The organism is Pseudoalteromonas sp. US3C1004, assembly GCF_048401065.1.
GTDB classification, from domain to species: Bacteria; Pseudomonadota; Gammaproteobacteria; order Enterobacterales; family Alteromonadaceae; genus Pseudoalteromonas; species Pseudoalteromonas undina.
In genome coordinates this window covers 2,649,957-2,666,787 of sequence record NZ_CP183073.1, presented here as the reverse complement: position 1 = coordinate 2,666,787, position 16,831 = coordinate 2,649,957, and the positions used below count along the sequence as shown (strand labels likewise).

Here is a 16,831-nt window from a genome sequence, read left to right as displayed (position 1 = left end):
AGTACGCGAAGTGCTTGTGTTAAAAAGAGTATCATCTATTTGAATATTATTGGGTTTATCAGATTGCGTTTACATTAGCAGTTGTAGAGCTATATTTAAATGTGGTCTGCCCACTGAGGGTTAACTTGCATGTTATTATGGCCAACTGCCTTGCTAAGTTAACTTGAACAAAGTGCAATTAGTAAGGTCTATCCATTTGAATTAATAATTAATAGCTATAGTTTATACACATGAGGCAGTTAGTCTGACAATAATGCTCAGTACTAAACTATAACGCTATGAAAACTCAGTAAATCGAACTTTAGTATTGCTAGTTTCGTACTTTTGCTTGAGTTATAATCAAAATCAGACATAACGGGACGTTTTAGCGTGTCGTTTTTAACTTTGTAGATGCAGTAAATGATTGAATTAGAAGATAAGTACGCAGATATAAGACCTTACAATGACGATGAAGTTGCCGCCTCATTAACGCGATTAATTAACGATAATGCGTTTCTTGATGTGATAGCAAAGTACAATTTGCCACGCTTTATATCCGCAGTTGGGTTTTTAGCACGCGCTATAATAAAACATCAGTTGCGTAAAAAGTGGGGCAAAGTTAAAACAGTTGAAGATGTACAAAACGAAGTGGCGCATTATTTAAATAAATTAGTAAGGCGCACCACATCAAACGTTACTTTTTCAGGTTTAGAGGCATTAGACCCTAATCAAGCCTATCTTTTTGTTTCAAATCATAGAGACATTGTACTTGACCCTGCATTAGTTAATTGGGGCCTTTATCAGCATAAAATGAAAACAGTGAGAATTGCGATTGGTGATAACTTATTGCAAATTCCTTACATTACTGAGCTTATGCGTTTGAATAAAAGCTTTATTGTAAAACGCTCAGCTAAAGCTCCAAAAGAGATGTTAAAAGCGTTGACTCAGTTATCGGCTTATATTTATGACTCGCTTAGTAGTGGGCATTCTATTTGGATTGCTCAAAAAGAAGGTCGGGCTAAAGACGGTGTAGATCAAACCGATCCTGCACTGTTAAAAATGCTACAACTAAATGGACGTAAACAAAAGAAAGAGTTTGGTGAGTACATTAAAGAGCTAAAAGTGGTGCCGGTTGCAATATCTTACCAATATGAACCCTGTGCAATAGCGAAGGCAAAAGAGCTCTATCATAAACAACACCATGGTAAATACGTGAAATCGGCGGGTGAAGATATTGCTAGTATTGTTGAAGGCTTTAGTTCAGCCAAAGGGCATGTGCACTTATCGTTTGGCCAGCCTATTCAGTCAGATTGCGATAGTGCAGATGAGCTGGCAAAAACCATTGATAAGCAAATAATTGATTCGTTTTATTTACACCCAGGCAACTATATTGCAGGTGGTTGTACTGAAGCGGTTATAAATAAAAATGATGCAGCACAATTTGCAGAGCGTTTAGCAAAAGTGCCAGAAGAATTAAGGCCTTTAGTACTAGCAATGTACGCTAAGCCCTACCATAGAAAAACACAAGTAGATGAACAAATCTGTGAACATTAATTAACAGTTTAGGCGTAGATAAAAGCAGCAATTAATTTGCTGCTTTTTTTTTAAACAAAAATAGCGCTATACTCAAGCTATACTTTTTTATACTGGAGGGTTTGATGCAACAAATTGAAATATTTGATATTCCTAGCCCTTGTAAAGGTATTTGCTTGGTTAATAATCGGGGTTACTGCAAAGGATGTTATCGCAGTCGTGATGAGCGATTTTCGTGGAATTCGTTGACCAATGCGCAAAAAAAGAAAGTATTGAGCCTATGCCAACAACGCTATAAACGTTATTTACAGCAAAAAAAGAAAGCTGCGCAAGCCGCTTCGCCAGCACAACAGCAAGGCTTTGATTTTTAAAATTGTAGTTTGTACTTTGATCTGAGTTTAGCGACCGTGCCATTGTTGTGTAATTTCTTAAGTGTAGCCTCAAGCTGTTGAGCAATACTCGCATGACTGATATGTAAATAATGATAAAGCGGGTAGGTAGCAACCACTTGTTTTTCATAACAGCCTAAAGCGGGAGGAATGGTTTTATTGGCCATCGCAAAATCAATCAGTAATGCAGCTTCTACTTTTTGCTGGATCAGTAAATTTAATTGAGTGGTATTATTTTTTACCTCAATAACCTTGCCTTGAAAATCAATACTGTCTAAATATCGCTGTTGTACAGGGTAGCTGGCTATAATGGCAACGCTATCCATTGTTTTAGTAGAGCTGGGTTCACAGTGCTTATAAAGCTCAAGATTAAATTTGAATAACGGATAGTTAACCCGAATTAAGTTTTTGTATGCACTTTCAATACTAATATCACGAGCAAGCTGCCCATCTAACATGCCACTGTTTGCTGCAAATAATGCATTTTGACGATTAAAATCGATAATATTTAATTTAAAGCCCATATCTGTATACGCTAATTGTAATAGCTCAATAGTATAATTTGCTTGCTGGGTGTTCTGCGGGCGATTAAATGTATAGCTGTAACTATGGCCAAATGACGAATTACTAAAAATTAAACCTATTAATACAAGCAACCCTTTACAGTATTTAAACACGTCAGCAGTTCCTGTCTATTGGGGCAAATGGATAGGCGAGTATAATAACAAATTGGCTGTCTTTTGCCCAGTTTCTAGTCATAATCTAGCAGAGCCTATCATTAACAATTATTGATACCCTTAGACTATTTAAAGTAGATTCTTTTTATTCATTATAGAGTTAGTTTATTATAAGTTTAAACGTATAATCTAAGTTTTATCAGGCCAGTAAAAGGGGGGAATATGAGTTATAACCTGTGTGATTTACCACGAGAGCAAAAATATCAGATTCAGCTAGATTACGAAGCTTCATTTTGGGCATATCAAATTAAGCGTGGCAAGAAAACGCGTGAGCAAGTTTATGATACCCTGCACAGTCGCCCAGTTGCAGAGCAAGGTTTTTTAAAGCAAAAGTTTGAGCAATATTTGGCACTTATGCTTAGTTAGGGTCTGCTTGCTATGATTGTTATTAAACAATTAGAATCAGTGAAAGCGCCTTTAATAAATAAGTTTTATACCTTATATAAAGTCCGCGGTCGCGCCAATAAACAAGACCAATTGTGGGTTGCTTACGATAACCACACTATTATTGCTGCGTGCCGCTTACAGCACAAACCGACTTTTTTATTTTTATCGACAGTTTTTGTGGCTCCTGCATATCGTTCCACTGGTGTGGCAACAAAGCTGCTAAGCACGCTTTTAAGTCAGCAAGCCGACGCTGTTTACACCTTCGCTTACCAACACATTACTGATTTTTATCAGGCACTTGGTTTTAACCAAGTGTTAACATATACTCCTGCATTATTAACGCTATTTGATGCATATAAGCACCGAAATATTATCGCATTGAAATATCAGCAACCCTAAATCAGTAATAGGAAACACATGGGCATCAGTATTAATAGGTTTATCACAGCCATGTTTGTGCTATTTATGCTCATTAGCGTTGCTGCAACAGCACAAGTAAAACGGCTATCACCAAGCGAAGGGTTATCTCAAAGTTACGTTAATACTATGCTTATCGATAATAATGGCTATTTATGGCTCTCTACCGAAGGAGGGTTAAATCGCTACGACGGCTATCAGGTTATTCCAATTAATGGCCCAAATGGTGAGTTAGAAGAAGCCATTATTGATCGCATATACCAAGATCCAGAAGGGCAAATTTGGATTGCTTCCTTATTAGCAGGGCTTTTTAGGTATGACCCGCAAACAGATACCTATCAGCAGTATTTAAAAAAACCAGTTACAGAAGAGCAAATTCTTCAGCAGTCTGTTTTTACCATGTTAGCCACAGATGATAAATCCTTGTGGGTTGGTCAAGGCAGAGTGTTTGCAAAACTTGATATAGCCAGTGGCTCTATTACTCCTTTATTTAAGCTGCCTGAGCAATTTGAAAATGCGTTTGTACGTACCTTGTTTCATTACAATGGTTATATCTTTATTGGCAGTACAGATGGTGCTTATGTATTTAATATTGCAACGCAACAAGTACGCCCCCTAGAGCATTTAAGCGAAACCGATGTACACATCTATCAAAACAATGTGAAGTCATTTGCACTGGGTGATAGTAATCAGTTATTGGTTGGAGCTGTTAAAGGCTTATATGCTGTTGATATTAGTAATATAGAGACATTGTTTAATAATAGTGAGCAGGCATTTACAAGTGAAAAGCTACTGGCTGACTTGAATGTTTGGGATATTGATAATCAGCAAGGGATTGTTGATTTAGCAACCGATAAAGGCCTGCTTAGTTTTAATTTAACTACCAAAATAGTGGTTAAAAATAAACGCATTCAACAAAGTAAATACACGCTTGCCGATACCAGTATTATTGATATGGTAAAAGATAAATCAGGTGGTATGTGGCTTGCGACTAAAACTGATGGTGCTTTTTATTTATCGGGTGACAACTATAAATTTTATAATGTAGAGGGCAGTGCTTTAGGAGGGGATGGATTTTCACATCACTCAGTCTGGGCAATTAAACAATTTCAAGATAAGTTATGGCTAGGTACTCATAACGGTTTAACGGCTGTTGATATAAAAAATAACACCTCAAGGGTGTATTTAAAAGATTATAAAGTTGATTTACTAACCACAGAATTTACCGTTTTCAAAATTATGCCTTATAAAAATAAACTCTGGTTACACTCAAACCGAGGACTGTTTATTTTTGACCCGCAAACCCAGCAGCTTACCCAACCTAAAACTGCCAGCCCCAAAAACCAAATATTTATAAACGATTGGATGCATGGTATTACCTTGCTAGAAAATGGTGATTTATATTTTGTTCACCCTGATCATGGCATGTTTAAATATAATGTTGATAGCCAGGTGCTAACTCCATTAAAGGGCGAGTTTTCTCAATTTGACCCGTTTTTAGCCTATGGCTTTTTACCGCCATTACCCTCAAAGCCGCAGAAGCCGTTATTTTTTAGCGGTGGAGTGTTATACCAATTTAACCCGGATGAGCGCAGTTTAAACACCCTTTATAAAGTACCTAAACACCATGACAATGTTGCAGTGAGCATTCTTTCGTATGTTGAAGATAGGCAAGGGATTCTGTGGCTTTCTTTATCTAACTTTGGTTTGATTGGAATTGATGCCAATAGCTATGAATTAGTGCATACCATTGATTTAGATAAAAATAAATTAGGCACACTATTATACGATATGGTGCTTGATGAAGAGGGAATGATTTGGATGAGTAGTCATAAAGGAATATGGCGATTAAACCCGAGCACCATCCATTTTCAGCAATTTACTACATCAGATGGAGTGCTTTCTGCTGAATTTAATAGTGGTGCTATGGCCAAATTAAATGACGGACGAATTGCCTATGGTAGCCTTAAAGGCTTTACTTATTTTGACCCTAAAGAGAATAAAAATAGCCAAGGTTTGTTAGATCACGTCAACATAACTCGCATTAACTTAATGTCTCGAGACTTGTCGCTTAACTTACAACAGCCATTAAAAAATATTACTTTAAATCATGATGATATAGGGCTTGAAATTGCATTTTCAGCGATGTCATTTAGTTTTCAAGATCGTATTGTTTACGAATATCAGCTCGACAAAGGTAAAAAAAGCTATACCCGTAATAATCGCGTGGTGTTTCCTAAATTAAACCCCGGTAGCTATCAGTTAAAAGTCTGGGCAAAGGATCCGTTGACGGGTGACTATACCCCGCCAGCGACGTTAAATATTAAAGTGAAATACCCATTATGGCGCGCCCCTTACTTTTTAGCTCTTTATGCTATTTTGTTATTCACAATAGTGACAGCTTGGGTAATGAGACGTAATAAAATACAGCGTATTTTATTAGCCGCACACAAAGAAAGCCAAGATAGCGAGGCACGTTTAAAGCTTGCGCTAGAGGGAAGTGAGTCGGGTGTTTGGGATTGGCAAGCGAGTCAGTTAAATATTTATCAGCCTAGATTGGTCAACGAGTTAGGTTATGAAGACGACTCAGTCAGTTTAGATGACTACTTAGATAAAGTTCATCCACAAGAGCGTGCCATTTTTAGGTTGGAGTGGTTAGAATTTTTATCAACCGACAAAGGATACTTTAACTGTACTTACCGACTACGTCATGCCAAAGGTCATTGGCGCTGGTACAAAGACTTTGGCAAAGTGGTTGAATGGGATGAAACAACACCGCAAAAAGTAGCGGGTACGTATACTAATATGACACGCGAAATGGTGTTTGAAGAACACGCTCGATTATTTACCGCCGCGTTTGAACAAACCCGAGATTGGGTATTTATTTTAGATAAAAACTTTAACATACGTGCTTCAAATAAGTCGCTGCAAACGGCTTTTGCTGTATCGGCAGAGCCTCGTTCAACTCGCTCGCTTAATTTAGGTTTGACTCGCAGTAGCTATTTTGACTATTTACGCATTATGCAAAAGCTTGAAGTAGGCGAGCACTTCTCATGTGAAGACACTGTGGTACTGGCTAATAAAGAGCAGCGTCATGTGTTAGTTAAAATAAGCGCTGTAGCAGATGAAAGTAAAAGGTTGAGTAGCTATGTGGTTATTTTAACGGATATTCATGCGCAGAAATCAGCTGAGAACGAGCTGCATCAATTAACTAATTACGATTCATTAACGGGCTTGCCAAATAGAACCTTGTTTAATGACCGAGCTGTGCATGCCATAGATCAAGCTCGTCGCCATCACAGCAAAGTTGCTTTATTACATGTAAATATAAAACGCTTTAAATACTTTAACGACTCATTTGGTACAGAAAGCGCTGATGAGATCATTAAGCTGGTGGCAAACCGCTTAAAAACAGCATTACGCCCCTGTGATAGCATAGCGCGTTTAGGTGGTGATGAATTTGTTATTTTAGTTGAAGACATTCAGCAAATAGAAGAAGTATTACTTATATGCACCAAGCTTATGGATTGCGTGAGTATAGACATTGCTATGAATAGCCAAAATGTAAATGTGCACCTTAGTATTGGTGTGGCGCTTTTCCCTGATGACGCTGCGCATTACAAGGCGCTGTTAAAAGCATCAAATGTGGCGCTCTATTATGCTAAAGATGGTTTAGAAGGGTGTTACAAGTTCTATAAACAAGAAATGAATCAAAGAGTTGAAAGGGCCCTGCATTTAGAGTCGCAATTGATCAAAGCGTATCACGAGCACGAGTTTTGTAATTATTATCAACCTATAATTAGTACATCTACACAAAAAACTGAGGGCTTTGAGGTATTACTACGCTGGCCTGAGAATCAACTAGCCAGTACTCAAGAGTTTGCAAATGTGGCTGAAAATATTGGTTTAATTACCAAAATTATGCTGCAAACATTTAAAAGAGCACTTGTACAGTTGGTGCGTTGGCGCAAGGTGAATCCCGATTTATATTTATCAATTAATTTATCGGCACTTGATTTTGAGTTTGCTGAGCTTATACCTGAAATTCGCCAAGCACTAAATAATGCAGCGCTGCCGCCCGAGGCTATTGTGTTTGAAATAACAGAGTCTATTTTAATGCGAGACTCAGACTATGCACTTAAAAATATGGATGCACTAAAGCAGCTCGGATGTAAGCTATACATGGATGACTTTGGAACAGGTTATGCTTCATTAACGTATTTAAAACGCTTCCCCATCGATGTATTAAAAATTGATCGTAGCTTTGTGCAAGATATTGGTATTGATTCGGATAATGAAGCGATTATTCAATCCACTCTTACTTTAGCCAGCAGTTTAGGTAAAGAGTGTATTGCTGAGGGGGTTGAAAGCGCACATCAATTGGCCTTCTTAAAAGCTCAAGGTTGCAGCTATTTCCAAGGGTACTTATTTAGTAAAGCTGTGCCTAAAGAGCAAGTACTTGAGCTTATTGAGCGCGATTGGCACCCTGTATTCTCACAAGCTTAAAGCGCCGTTTATTACATTATTTTTATTAAGGGCGCTTACCACAATGGCGACAAAACAAGTGTGAGCTGCGTTTATTAAGCTCCGCTTTTATCGCTTTATTAGCCTCTAACTTACTTAATCCAAGTTTGTAGCGAAGATCTTCAAGGTGATGTAATTGCTCGTCGGAGAGTTTTCCATCGGTTATTTGCTCATGGGTGGCATCTTCAAATAACTGACGACGTTTACGAACCTGCTCTGAAAAGCTCGATGCTAATAAACCTGTGGGTATAGCCACCATGCCCATGCTTACTAGAGTGATAACACCACCAAACAGCTTACCAATGGGTGTTATTGGCACAACATCACCATAGCCTACAGTCGTAAGTGTTGCCATTGCCCACCACATTGCGGCCGGAATTGAGCCAAACTTGTCTGGTTGAATGTCATGTTCTAATAAATAAATACCGCATGAAGCTAAAATAAGTACTACTGCCATAATAAAAAATGCAGCCAACAATGAACTTGATTCATCAATAAATGCCTGTAATAACAGTTGCATTGCCCGTGAATAACGAGTGAGCTTAAATACTCTTAATAAACGTAGTACGCGTAAAAAACGTAAGTCTAAAGCAAAGAAAAACATTAATAGGCTTGGCAAAATGGCGATTAAATCGATGATAGCCAGTGGTGATAAAATATAGCGGATCCGCTTTTGTGTATTGGAGCAATCCATAGAGGCGTATTTTACTCTATCTACACAGGTCCAAGCACGTATTAGGTATTCAGCACTAAATATGGCAACCGATACCAGCTCTAACATTAAAAATTCGTTGTAGTACGCAGTGGCAATGCTGTGCACTGATTCGAGTACGATGGCCACCACATTTATCATAATAATAGTGATTAGTAGGGCATCTAAAAAGTGACCGGCCCGTTGGTACTTACCTGAAGATTCAAATACTTGGTTGATGGTTTGTCTAAGTTTCTGCATAATAATTATTATAATGTGAGTAACATATTGATACTGCCTTCTTCAAAATCACGACTAATTTTAAATCCGAGTTTACGAGCCAGCTCAATCATGCCAGTGTTTTCAGGTAGGGTGATCCCCTCAACGGTTTTTACCCCTTGGCGCTTACAATGAGAAATTGCTGCATTCATTAAAATACGTCCTAATCCAAGCCCTTGGCAATCAGAACGTACTACAATAGCAAACTCTGCTTGTAAGTTATCTGGGTCCATAATCACTCGTGAAACCCCTAGGGTGTGCTGTTGCTCGTCTTGTGTTTGGGTAACAATAAACGCCATTTCGCGGTCGTAATCAATTTGCGTCATTTTCGCGAGTTGATCGTGGTTAAATTGTGGTAACTCACCAAAAAAGCGTTTATACCTATCTTCTTTGGTTAATGACTGGTCAAACGCTTGATGTGCTTGCTCATCTTCAGGTTTGATTGGTCTGAGCGTTGCTAAGGTATTATTTTTTAAAGTGACTTGTTCAACCAGCTCAATAGGGTAAGGACGAATAGATAAACGTTTTCGATGTGCTTGAGCCTGATACTGATTCAAATTCATGGTGGCATCAAGTACTAAAAACTGGCCATTACTAGCTAGAATAGGATTTAGCTCTAACGAGGTGATATCCGGTTGATCTACGACCAATTGAGAAATTCGAGTTAGTAGTGAACACAAGCGATATTTATCTACTTTTTCTGGCAGAACACGATCTTTAAGTACGCCTTTATCATGGGCGGCGGCAATTAAATATTTAGCTAGGTTCATATTCAGTGGTGGCAAAGCGACTGCGGCTTGTGCATATTCAAGCCCTGTACCGGCTTCACCTAATAAAATAACCGGCCCAAAATTAGGCTCTGTTTTAATGGCTATACGCAGCTCGTTAGCTCCCGCTCGAGGTGCCATTTTTTGTAATGAAAAACCATCAATTATGGCATCAGGGTAGGTGTTCTTTATTCTTAACAGCATGGCAAATGCGGTTTGCTCTACCTCTTGCGCATCATTGAGGTTTAGTACGACACCGCCGACTTCAGACTTAGAGGGAATACTGGGGCTAATTAATTTCAATGCCACCGGAAAGCCCAGCTCTATTGCTTGCTCTTTGGCTTCGGTTGGAGTGTAGGCAACTTCAGTTTGAATACAGTCAATGCCGTAACTACTTAAAATATGACTTGCTTGATGGGTTGATAAGTAATGTTGTTCATCATTTAAAAACTCTTTTATAGTCGCTTTCGCTGCTGCTTTATTAATAGTGGCATCGTCAGTATTTGATTCTGGCGTTTGAGTTAAATGCTTTTGGTTACGACGGTAGCTTACTAAGTGCATAAAGGCGCCTACCGCCCCTTCTGGGGTACGATAGGTAGGGATGGCGTTATTAGCGCAGATGCGTCTTGCAGCAAAAGCAGCATCTTCTCCCATAAAATTAGTAATTACATACGGGCGTGCCATTTTCGGTAATTTATTTAGTGCCTCAACAATAACCTGAGCGTAATTTTCACTTGGGGCCAAAGCCGATGGAGTGTGGATGATCAGTAAGTTTTTAACTTCTTTAGCATTTAGTAATATTTCTAACGCATGCTTATAACGCACTGGCGCAGAATCGCCAAAAATATCGACCGGATTGGCAGCGGTGTCTGAATGCGGGATCACTTTATTAAGTGCTTCGCGAGTTTCATCACTGAGCTGAGCAAGTTTTCCTGAACTTTGAATGAGTTCATCAACGGCCATCACTCCAGGGCCGCCACCATTGGTTAATATGGTAAGTTGCTCTACTTGCAGTAACTTAGGATGCATTGCCAAGGTTTGGGTGGCGGCAAAGAGCTCACGTAAGTCGTTTACTCTTAGCATACCCGCACGTTGAAACATGGCATCATATACCGCATCTGAGCTTTGTTTTCCGCCGGTGTGTATTTCAGCGGCGAGAGCCCCTGCGCTGGTTCTGCCAGTTTTAATAGCAATAACAGGTTTAGAAAATGCGGCTGCTCGAGCGGCAGAAATAAAGCTGCGGATATCATCAATATTATCGATGTACAGTAAGATGGCTTTGGTTTTAGCATCACGGCCTAAAAAGTCGAGTATTTCGTCAAACTCAATATCTAAACAATCCCCCATAGATACAAAGTATGAAAAGCCAATTTCTTTATTTTTTGCCCAATCGAGAATAGTTGAGCAAACTGCTGCAGATTGCGATACAAAAGCCAGTTTACCTGGCGTGGCAACAGTATGAGAAAAGCTTGCATTTAAGCCTATATGCGGAATAAGTAACCCTAAGCAATTTGAGCCAAGCAGGGTGACTTTATGCTTAGCTGCGCTCTCTTTGAGTGCCTTTTTTTGAACTGTGGTTAAGCCATCCGCAATAATAATGGCACTATGACAGCCAAGCGTACCTAGCTGCTCAATAATTTTCATTAAGGTGTTTTTATTGGTACAGATAACGGCTAAATCAGGCACTTTAGGTAAGGCTTCAATACTGGGGTAAGCCAATACGCCGTGTACCGCTGTATGATTTGGGGTAACGGGCATAATAGGCCCTTTAAAGCCACCTTGCAGTAAGTTACGCATTACCACATTACCCGCGCGAGTGGCGATGTTTGAAGCCCCAATAACAGCGACAGAGCTTGGGTTAAAAAACTGGTTAATACGTTTTAGACTCATTGCGTTTCCTTGGCTGATTAAGTTTTGCGTTCTGTACTGTCTCAATGTAACCTGTTTATTGTGTTTTTTCGAGCGTGAACATGCTTATTATTGATATTGGTCAAGGAGAGTGAAGTGAATAAAATATCGAATGTAACCGTTGTTATGGCAGCAGTTTGTTTAAGCATCGGCTTAATTGCATTGGGCTTTATCATCAAAGGAGCCGCACTTGATATTAAAGGCATGGAGCGCACTGTTCAGGTAAAAGGCTTAGCAGAGCGTGAAGTGGTCGCTGATACTGTTATTTGGCCGCTGCAGTTTAATGACGCCGATAACAACCTTGAAAAGCTTGTTGAGCGAGTTGAGCAAAAAAACGATGCCGTAATTGCCTTTTTAAAGCTACATGGCTTTGACGATGAGGAAATATCGACAGGCACTCAATCTATTATTGATAAGCAAGCGCGTGAATACGCGAACGACAATCAAAAGTTTAGATACGTTATTAGCTCAAATATTATTGTTTACTCTAATGCCCCCGATAAAGTTAAAAACGCACTGAGTAAAGTGAGTCAGTTAGCTAAACAAAATATAGCCATAGTCCAAGATAACTATCAAACTCGTATTGAATATATTTTTACTGGGCTTAACGATATAAAACCTGCCATGGTGCAAGAGGCCACAGAAAAAGCCCGTGAAGTAGCAAATAAATTCGCGAAAGATTCAAACTCCCTTTTAGGTAAAATTAAAACCGCACGCCAAGGGCAGTTTAGTATTAGCGATCGGGATTCAAACACACCGCAAATTAAAAATGTACGCGTGGTTACCAGCGTAGAATATTACTTATCAGATTAGTGCCACTACTTGTTCAGTAGAGCGCTGTAAATATGCGGCGCTCAACAGTAAGGTAATTTCGCCTGGGGGATTATTTTTTAATGCCTCAAGCAATTGTAATTTTGCTCTAGGATTTTGTTTTTGTTCTATTTCCATTAATGCCAGTAAGGCTGAAAACTCATGCTTTACCGGAATGTTGGGCTTATGTGCATAAACGATATAGCTGGCCACAGGAGTCAGCCCGTGCTGATTGGTTTGCGCCAATGCATGCAGTAACTCTTCATTAGATTCAAATAACATTAACGAGCGAACATAGTTAAAAGGCAACTGGCTTGGCGCTGCGTGCTTGAACACATTATGTAACACGTTATTGTCGTGGCTATCTGTACTAATAAAGCCTTTATTTAATTTTAATGCAGGCGTAAAAAAGCTCAGTGCATCTAAACTGGTTAGCTGTTCAATAAACTGTGTTGGTGGCGTATTGCTCGCTAAAATTCGCACGGCAATATTTTGCATAAAATCGTATTTAATACTCATGCGTAACGCGCTTTCAAACAGATAATTAAGCTGCATCACTTTTTGAGCGTCAGTGAGCTTTTTAAAGTCGTTATCAAGCTCATCAAACTGTTGTTGTTTAATACGCGCATTGAGTAGCTGTATGCTTAGATCCATTCTGTTCTCCTTGAATACCTACTTTATCCTAGCTTAATTTTTTGCTTTATAAAACAAAAGGCCGCAATTGCGACCTTTTATATGTTTAAGTAGTTACTTGATAATTAAGCTTGTTTGCTAGCAACCCACTCATCAACAAAGTTTTCTAGTACGTTTAATGGTACAGGGCCATTTTTAAGCACTACGTCGTGGAATTGACGAATGTCAAACTTGTCGCCAAGCTGCTTTTTAGCCGCTTCACGTAGTTCTAAAATTTTCAGCATACCCACTTTGTAAGCCGTTGCTTGTGATGGCATTACAATATGACGCTCAACCATTTTTACACCGTCAGAAGTGGCGTTAGGAGTGTTGTTAACGTAGTAATCAATACCTTCTTGGCGAGTCCACTTCATTGCGTGAATACCGGTATCAACCACTAGACGACAGGCACGCCATAACTCCATAGCTAAACGACCAAAATCTGAATACGGGTCTTCGTAAAGGCCCATTTCTTTTGGTAGTAACTCTGAGTATAAACCCCAACCTTCAATGTAGGCTGTGTAACCACCAAACTTACGGAACTTAGGCACGCCTTCCAGCTCTTGTGAAATAGCAATTTGCATGTGATGACCCGGAATACCCTCATGGTAAGCGAGAGCTTCCATTTGGTAAGTTGGCATTGCTTCCATGTCATAGAGGTTGGCATAGTAAATACCTGGGCGAGAACCATCTGGCGCAGGTTGTTGATAAAACGCTTTACCTGCCGCTTTTTCACGGAAAGCTTCAACACGTTTTACTATCATGTCGGCTTTTGGTTTTACAATAAACAGCTCATCTAAGCGTGTTTTCATGTTATCAATTAAGCCTTTAGCCTCACTTAGGTATTGCGCTTTACCCGCTTCAGTATTAGCAAGGTAAAATTGCTTGTCGGTTTTCATAAACTGCATAAAGGCGTTTAAGTCACCCTCAAAACCAACTTTATCTTTGATGGCACGCATTTCATCATGAATACGTGACACTTCGGCAAGGCCAATGGCATGAATTTCTTTTGCTGTAAGGTCTGTCGTGGTAGTGCGTTTAAGCGCGTTATTGTAAAACGCTTCGCCATCAGGGAATTTCCAAGCACCGTCACGGTCATCAGCACGCTTTTCTAGCTGTGCAATGTAGTTAATTAACTTAGAGTAAGCAGGTTTAACTGCTGTTTTTAATGCATCAGTCGCTTTACTAATAAGTGCATCTTTTTCAGCTTGGTCGATTTCTAATGCATTTACTTTACGTTTAAAGTCAGCTAATAGCGTAGAATCTTCACCTTGTTCAAACGGCGCACCTTTAATGATGTTTTTGCTTGAATCAATCACGTGTGGAAATACAAATTTAGGTGCAATAATGTTTTTATCGGCGCGAATTTCTAAGCCGGTAATCAGTTGATCGAATACACCCGGTACCCCATTTAAACGGGCAATGTAATCGTTGGCTTCTTTTACGTTGCTAATTTGATGCTGGTTAATTAAAAAAGCCGGCACCATAGAATGTGTACCAAACATTTGGTTTACTGGGTAGTTATGGTAACGCCATTTAAAATCAGCAATGCTGGCTTCTAAATCTTGTTTTTTTAAATCATAACTTACTTGAGTAGCTGCATCTAATTGCGCACGGTCAATGCTGTTGAGCGTAACCAAATCGGCTTTAGTTTGTGCCAAGTCTTTTAGCGCTTTTTCTTCGCTGTTGTCATCCCATTTATCGTAATCTTTTTTGATGCCCATATAGGTTTGATAAACTGGGCTGCTCATTACATCACGATTAAAAGTGTCTTCAAAAAAAGCATTCGCTTTATCAATTTCACTTTGTACAGGTTGAGCTTGAACCGCCGGTGCAGGCGTTGATTGTTGTGTTGCTTGTTGGCAACCGGCAAGCAGTGCCACGCTTACCGTGGCAGCAATTAGAGTAAGTTTACGCATTCGTTTCCCTTTTGTTGTTAGAAACCCATTAGGGTATTTTAATTTTTCATGTATTTACTTTACATGCGTATAACGCCAAAAGCGTTATACGAACAATTCTAGCAGGTCATTTAAAAAGCGATGGCCTTTAAGGCTTACTTGCCAATGGCCGTCTTTTTCTATTAATAAACCTGTGTTAATGGCTTTATTCAAAGCCGCTTGTTGGCTTTGTAATGGCTGATTAGTCAGTGCACTGTAGTCTTCAATCGGGCATGGCTCTGTTAAACGAAAGCGATTCATAAAAAATTCAAACGCTAAGTCGTCTTGTTCTACTTGCCAGCTTTTGTACAAGTAGGGCTTAATAATGTCCATGTAGCCCCGTGGGTGTTTAACCTTTTCAGTGCGTGTTATCACCCCTGTTTTCGCATCAGTAACCTTACCATGGGCGCCACAGCCAATACCAAGATAATCGCCAAACCGCCAATAATTCAAGTTATGTTGGCATTGAAAGCCCGGTTTTGCATATCCTGATATTTCGTATTGCTGATAGCCTGCTTGTGCTAATAATGCTTGGCCTTGTTCTTGAATATCCCATAAGGTTTCATCTTGTGGCAACGTGGGCGGTTTTGAAGCAAATTGCGTATTAGGCTCAATGGTGAGCTGATACCAAGAAATATGTGGTGGGCTCAGGGCAATGATTTGTTTTAAGTCACTTAGTGCGTCATCGAGGGATTGCCCTGGTAAGCCATGCATTAAATCAAGGTTAAAGCTATTCAACCCTGCTTCACTAGCTTGTTGTGCTGCATAACTGGCTTCATCGGCACCATGAATTCGGCCTAAGGCTTTTAACTTATCATTTTGCATGCTTTGCACGCCAATAGAGATACGGTTAATCCCTGCTTTTACATAATCTTTAAAACGGCCAGTTTCGACTGTGCCCGGGTTTGCTTCAAGGGTTATTTCACAGTTATCGCTTAAACCAATTAGGTTATCTATTTCATTGAGTAAACGGGTATATGCCGCGCCGGTTAATAGGCTTGGCGTGCCGCCACCAATAAAAATACTGTGAATTTTTCGCCCTTGTACTAAGTGTAAATCAGCTTTTAAATCGTCAATTAAGTGCTGTACATATTCAGCTTCAGGGATGTCACCTTTTTGCCCGTGGCTATTAAAGTCGCAGTAAGGACATTTTTGCACGCACCAAGGCACGTGCACATATAAACTCAGTGGAGGAAGGTTCACAGGCCGCCTTTGTGTTGTAACTCTTGTAGTAATTTATTAAGTGCTTGTCCACGGTGGCTTAATGCATTCTTCTGCTCTTTTGTAAGCTCTGCACTGGTACAATTTTCTGATGGTACAAAAAAGATAGGATCGTAACCAAAGCCACCTTTACCGTGTTGGCTAAGGGTAATCTCACCTTCCCAGCTAGCACTGCAAATAAGTGGGGTAGGGTCGTCAGCATGACGCATTAGTACCAACACACACCAAAAACGAGCGCTGCGATTAGGGTTATTGCCTAAATCAGCCAGTAATTTATCGATATTATCTTGATCACTTGCGCTATTTCCTGCAAAACGAGCAGAGTAAACACCTGGCGCGCCATTCAGGCCATCAACTTCTAAGCCTGAATCATCTGCAATAGCAGGCAGTCCGGTAATTTTAGCCGCATGTCGCGCTTTAATTATCGCGTTTTCTACAAACGTGGTGCCTGTTTCGGCTACGTCACTGACATTAAGGTCGCTTTGCGGTACAACATTAATATTAAGTGAGCTGAGCATGTTAGCCAGCTCATTCACTTTTCCGGGGTTGCCGGTTGCAAGTACTAAGGTGTTGGTCATAT

The 16,831-nt window shown here is 39.7% G+C and carries 13 protein-coding genes; 6 read left to right on the top strand and 7 right to left on the bottom strand.

The annotated features are described in order from the left end of the window. Positions 1–399 precede the first annotated feature (399 nt). Positions 400–1,533: a 1-acyl-sn-glycerol-3-phosphate acyltransferase gene (locus ACNSN3_RS12475; RefSeq protein ID WP_418607575.1), complete on the top strand. Its 1,134-nt coding sequence runs from the start codon at positions 400–402 to the stop codon at positions 1,531–1,533. A 104-nt stretch (positions 1,534–1,637) separates the two neighbouring features. Beyond that, the gene (locus ACNSN3_RS12470; RefSeq protein ID WP_010391613.1) at positions 1,638–1,883 is read left to right on the top strand and encodes a DUF1289 domain-containing protein; all 246 of its coding nucleotides are present in this window, start codon (positions 1,638–1,640) and stop codon (positions 1,881–1,883) included. Here ACNSN3_RS12470 and ACNSN3_RS12465 read toward each other — a convergent pair. Further along, entirely contained in the window at positions 1,880–2,578 is a 699-nt protein-coding gene (locus ACNSN3_RS12465; protein WP_075169843.1) for a transporter substrate-binding domain-containing protein, read from the bottom strand. The genes ACNSN3_RS12470 and ACNSN3_RS12465 overlap by 4 nt on opposite strands. A 222-nt stretch (positions 2,579–2,800) precedes the next feature. On the opposite strand from ACNSN3_RS12465, the gene ACNSN3_RS12460 reads away from it, so the two are divergent. Genes ACNSN3_RS12460 through ACNSN3_RS12450 form a run of 3 tightly spaced genes read left to right on the top strand, consistent with a single transcriptional unit; the run spans position 2,801 to position 7,948 of the window. Next, the gene (locus ACNSN3_RS12460) at positions 2,801–3,004 is read left to right on the top strand and encodes a DUF3283 family protein (RefSeq protein ID WP_008113353.1); all 204 of its coding nucleotides are present in this window, start codon (positions 2,801–2,803) and stop codon (positions 3,002–3,004) included. Between the two features lie 12 nt (positions 3,005–3,016). After that, entirely contained in the window at positions 3,017–3,424 is a 408-nt protein-coding gene (locus ACNSN3_RS12455) for a GNAT family N-acetyltransferase (protein ID WP_010391610.1), read from the top strand. Positions 3,425–3,442: 18 nt separating this feature from the next. Beyond that, the gene (locus ACNSN3_RS12450) at positions 3,443–7,948 is read left to right on the top strand and encodes an EAL domain-containing protein (RefSeq protein ID WP_109874121.1); all 4,506 of its coding nucleotides are present in this window, start codon (positions 3,443–3,445) and stop codon (positions 7,946–7,948) included. A gap of 25 nt (positions 7,949–7,973) precedes the next feature. Here the strand turns inward: ACNSN3_RS12450 and ACNSN3_RS12445 are convergent, their stop codons facing one another. Further along, complete coding sequence (locus tag ACNSN3_RS12445; protein WP_109874122.1) at positions 7,974–8,918, bottom strand: ion transporter; 945 nt, start codon at positions 8,916–8,918, stop codon at positions 7,974–7,976. Between the two features lie 8 nt (positions 8,919–8,926). Then, positions 8,927–11,593, bottom strand: a complete 2,667-nt coding sequence (locus ACNSN3_RS12440) for a bifunctional acetate--CoA ligase family protein/GNAT family N-acetyltransferase (RefSeq protein WP_418607572.1) — start codon at positions 11,591–11,593, stop codon at positions 8,927–8,929. Positions 11,594–11,707: 114 nt separating this feature from the next. Here ACNSN3_RS12440 and ACNSN3_RS12435 point away from each other — a divergent pair, with 114 nt between their 5' ends. Next, positions 11,708–12,424: an SIMPL domain-containing protein gene (locus ACNSN3_RS12435; RefSeq protein ID WP_075169840.1), complete on the top strand. Its 717-nt coding sequence runs from the start codon at positions 11,708–11,710 to the stop codon at positions 12,422–12,424. Here the strand turns inward: ACNSN3_RS12435 and ACNSN3_RS12430 are convergent. From ACNSN3_RS12430 to ACNSN3_RS12415, 4 genes are all read right to left on the bottom strand, one after another. Next, positions 12,416–13,075, bottom strand: a complete 660-nt coding sequence (locus ACNSN3_RS12430; protein ID WP_418607570.1) for a hypothetical protein — start codon at positions 13,073–13,075, stop codon at positions 12,416–12,418. The two genes, ACNSN3_RS12435 and ACNSN3_RS12430, sit on opposite strands and share 9 nt — an antisense overlap. Positions 13,076–13,179: 104 nt before the next feature. Then, positions 13,180–15,012, bottom strand: coding sequence for a DUF885 domain-containing protein (locus tag ACNSN3_RS12425; protein WP_008113341.1), 1,833 nt, complete (start codon positions 15,010–15,012; stop codon positions 13,180–13,182). Between the two features lie 84 nt (positions 15,013–15,096). Next, positions 15,097–16,233 carry a radical SAM family heme chaperone HemW gene (gene hemW / locus ACNSN3_RS12420; protein WP_138596744.1) on the bottom strand — a complete coding sequence of 379 codons (1,137 nt, stop codon included), beginning with the start codon at positions 16,231–16,233 and terminating at the stop codon, positions 15,097–15,099. After that, positions 16,230–16,829: an XTP/dITP diphosphatase gene (locus ACNSN3_RS12415; protein WP_418607567.1), complete on the bottom strand. Its 600-nt coding sequence runs from the start codon at positions 16,827–16,829 to the stop codon at positions 16,230–16,232. The genes hemW and ACNSN3_RS12415 overlap by 4 nt, the downstream gene beginning before the upstream one ends. Between the last annotated feature and the right edge of the window lie 2 nt (positions 16,830–16,831).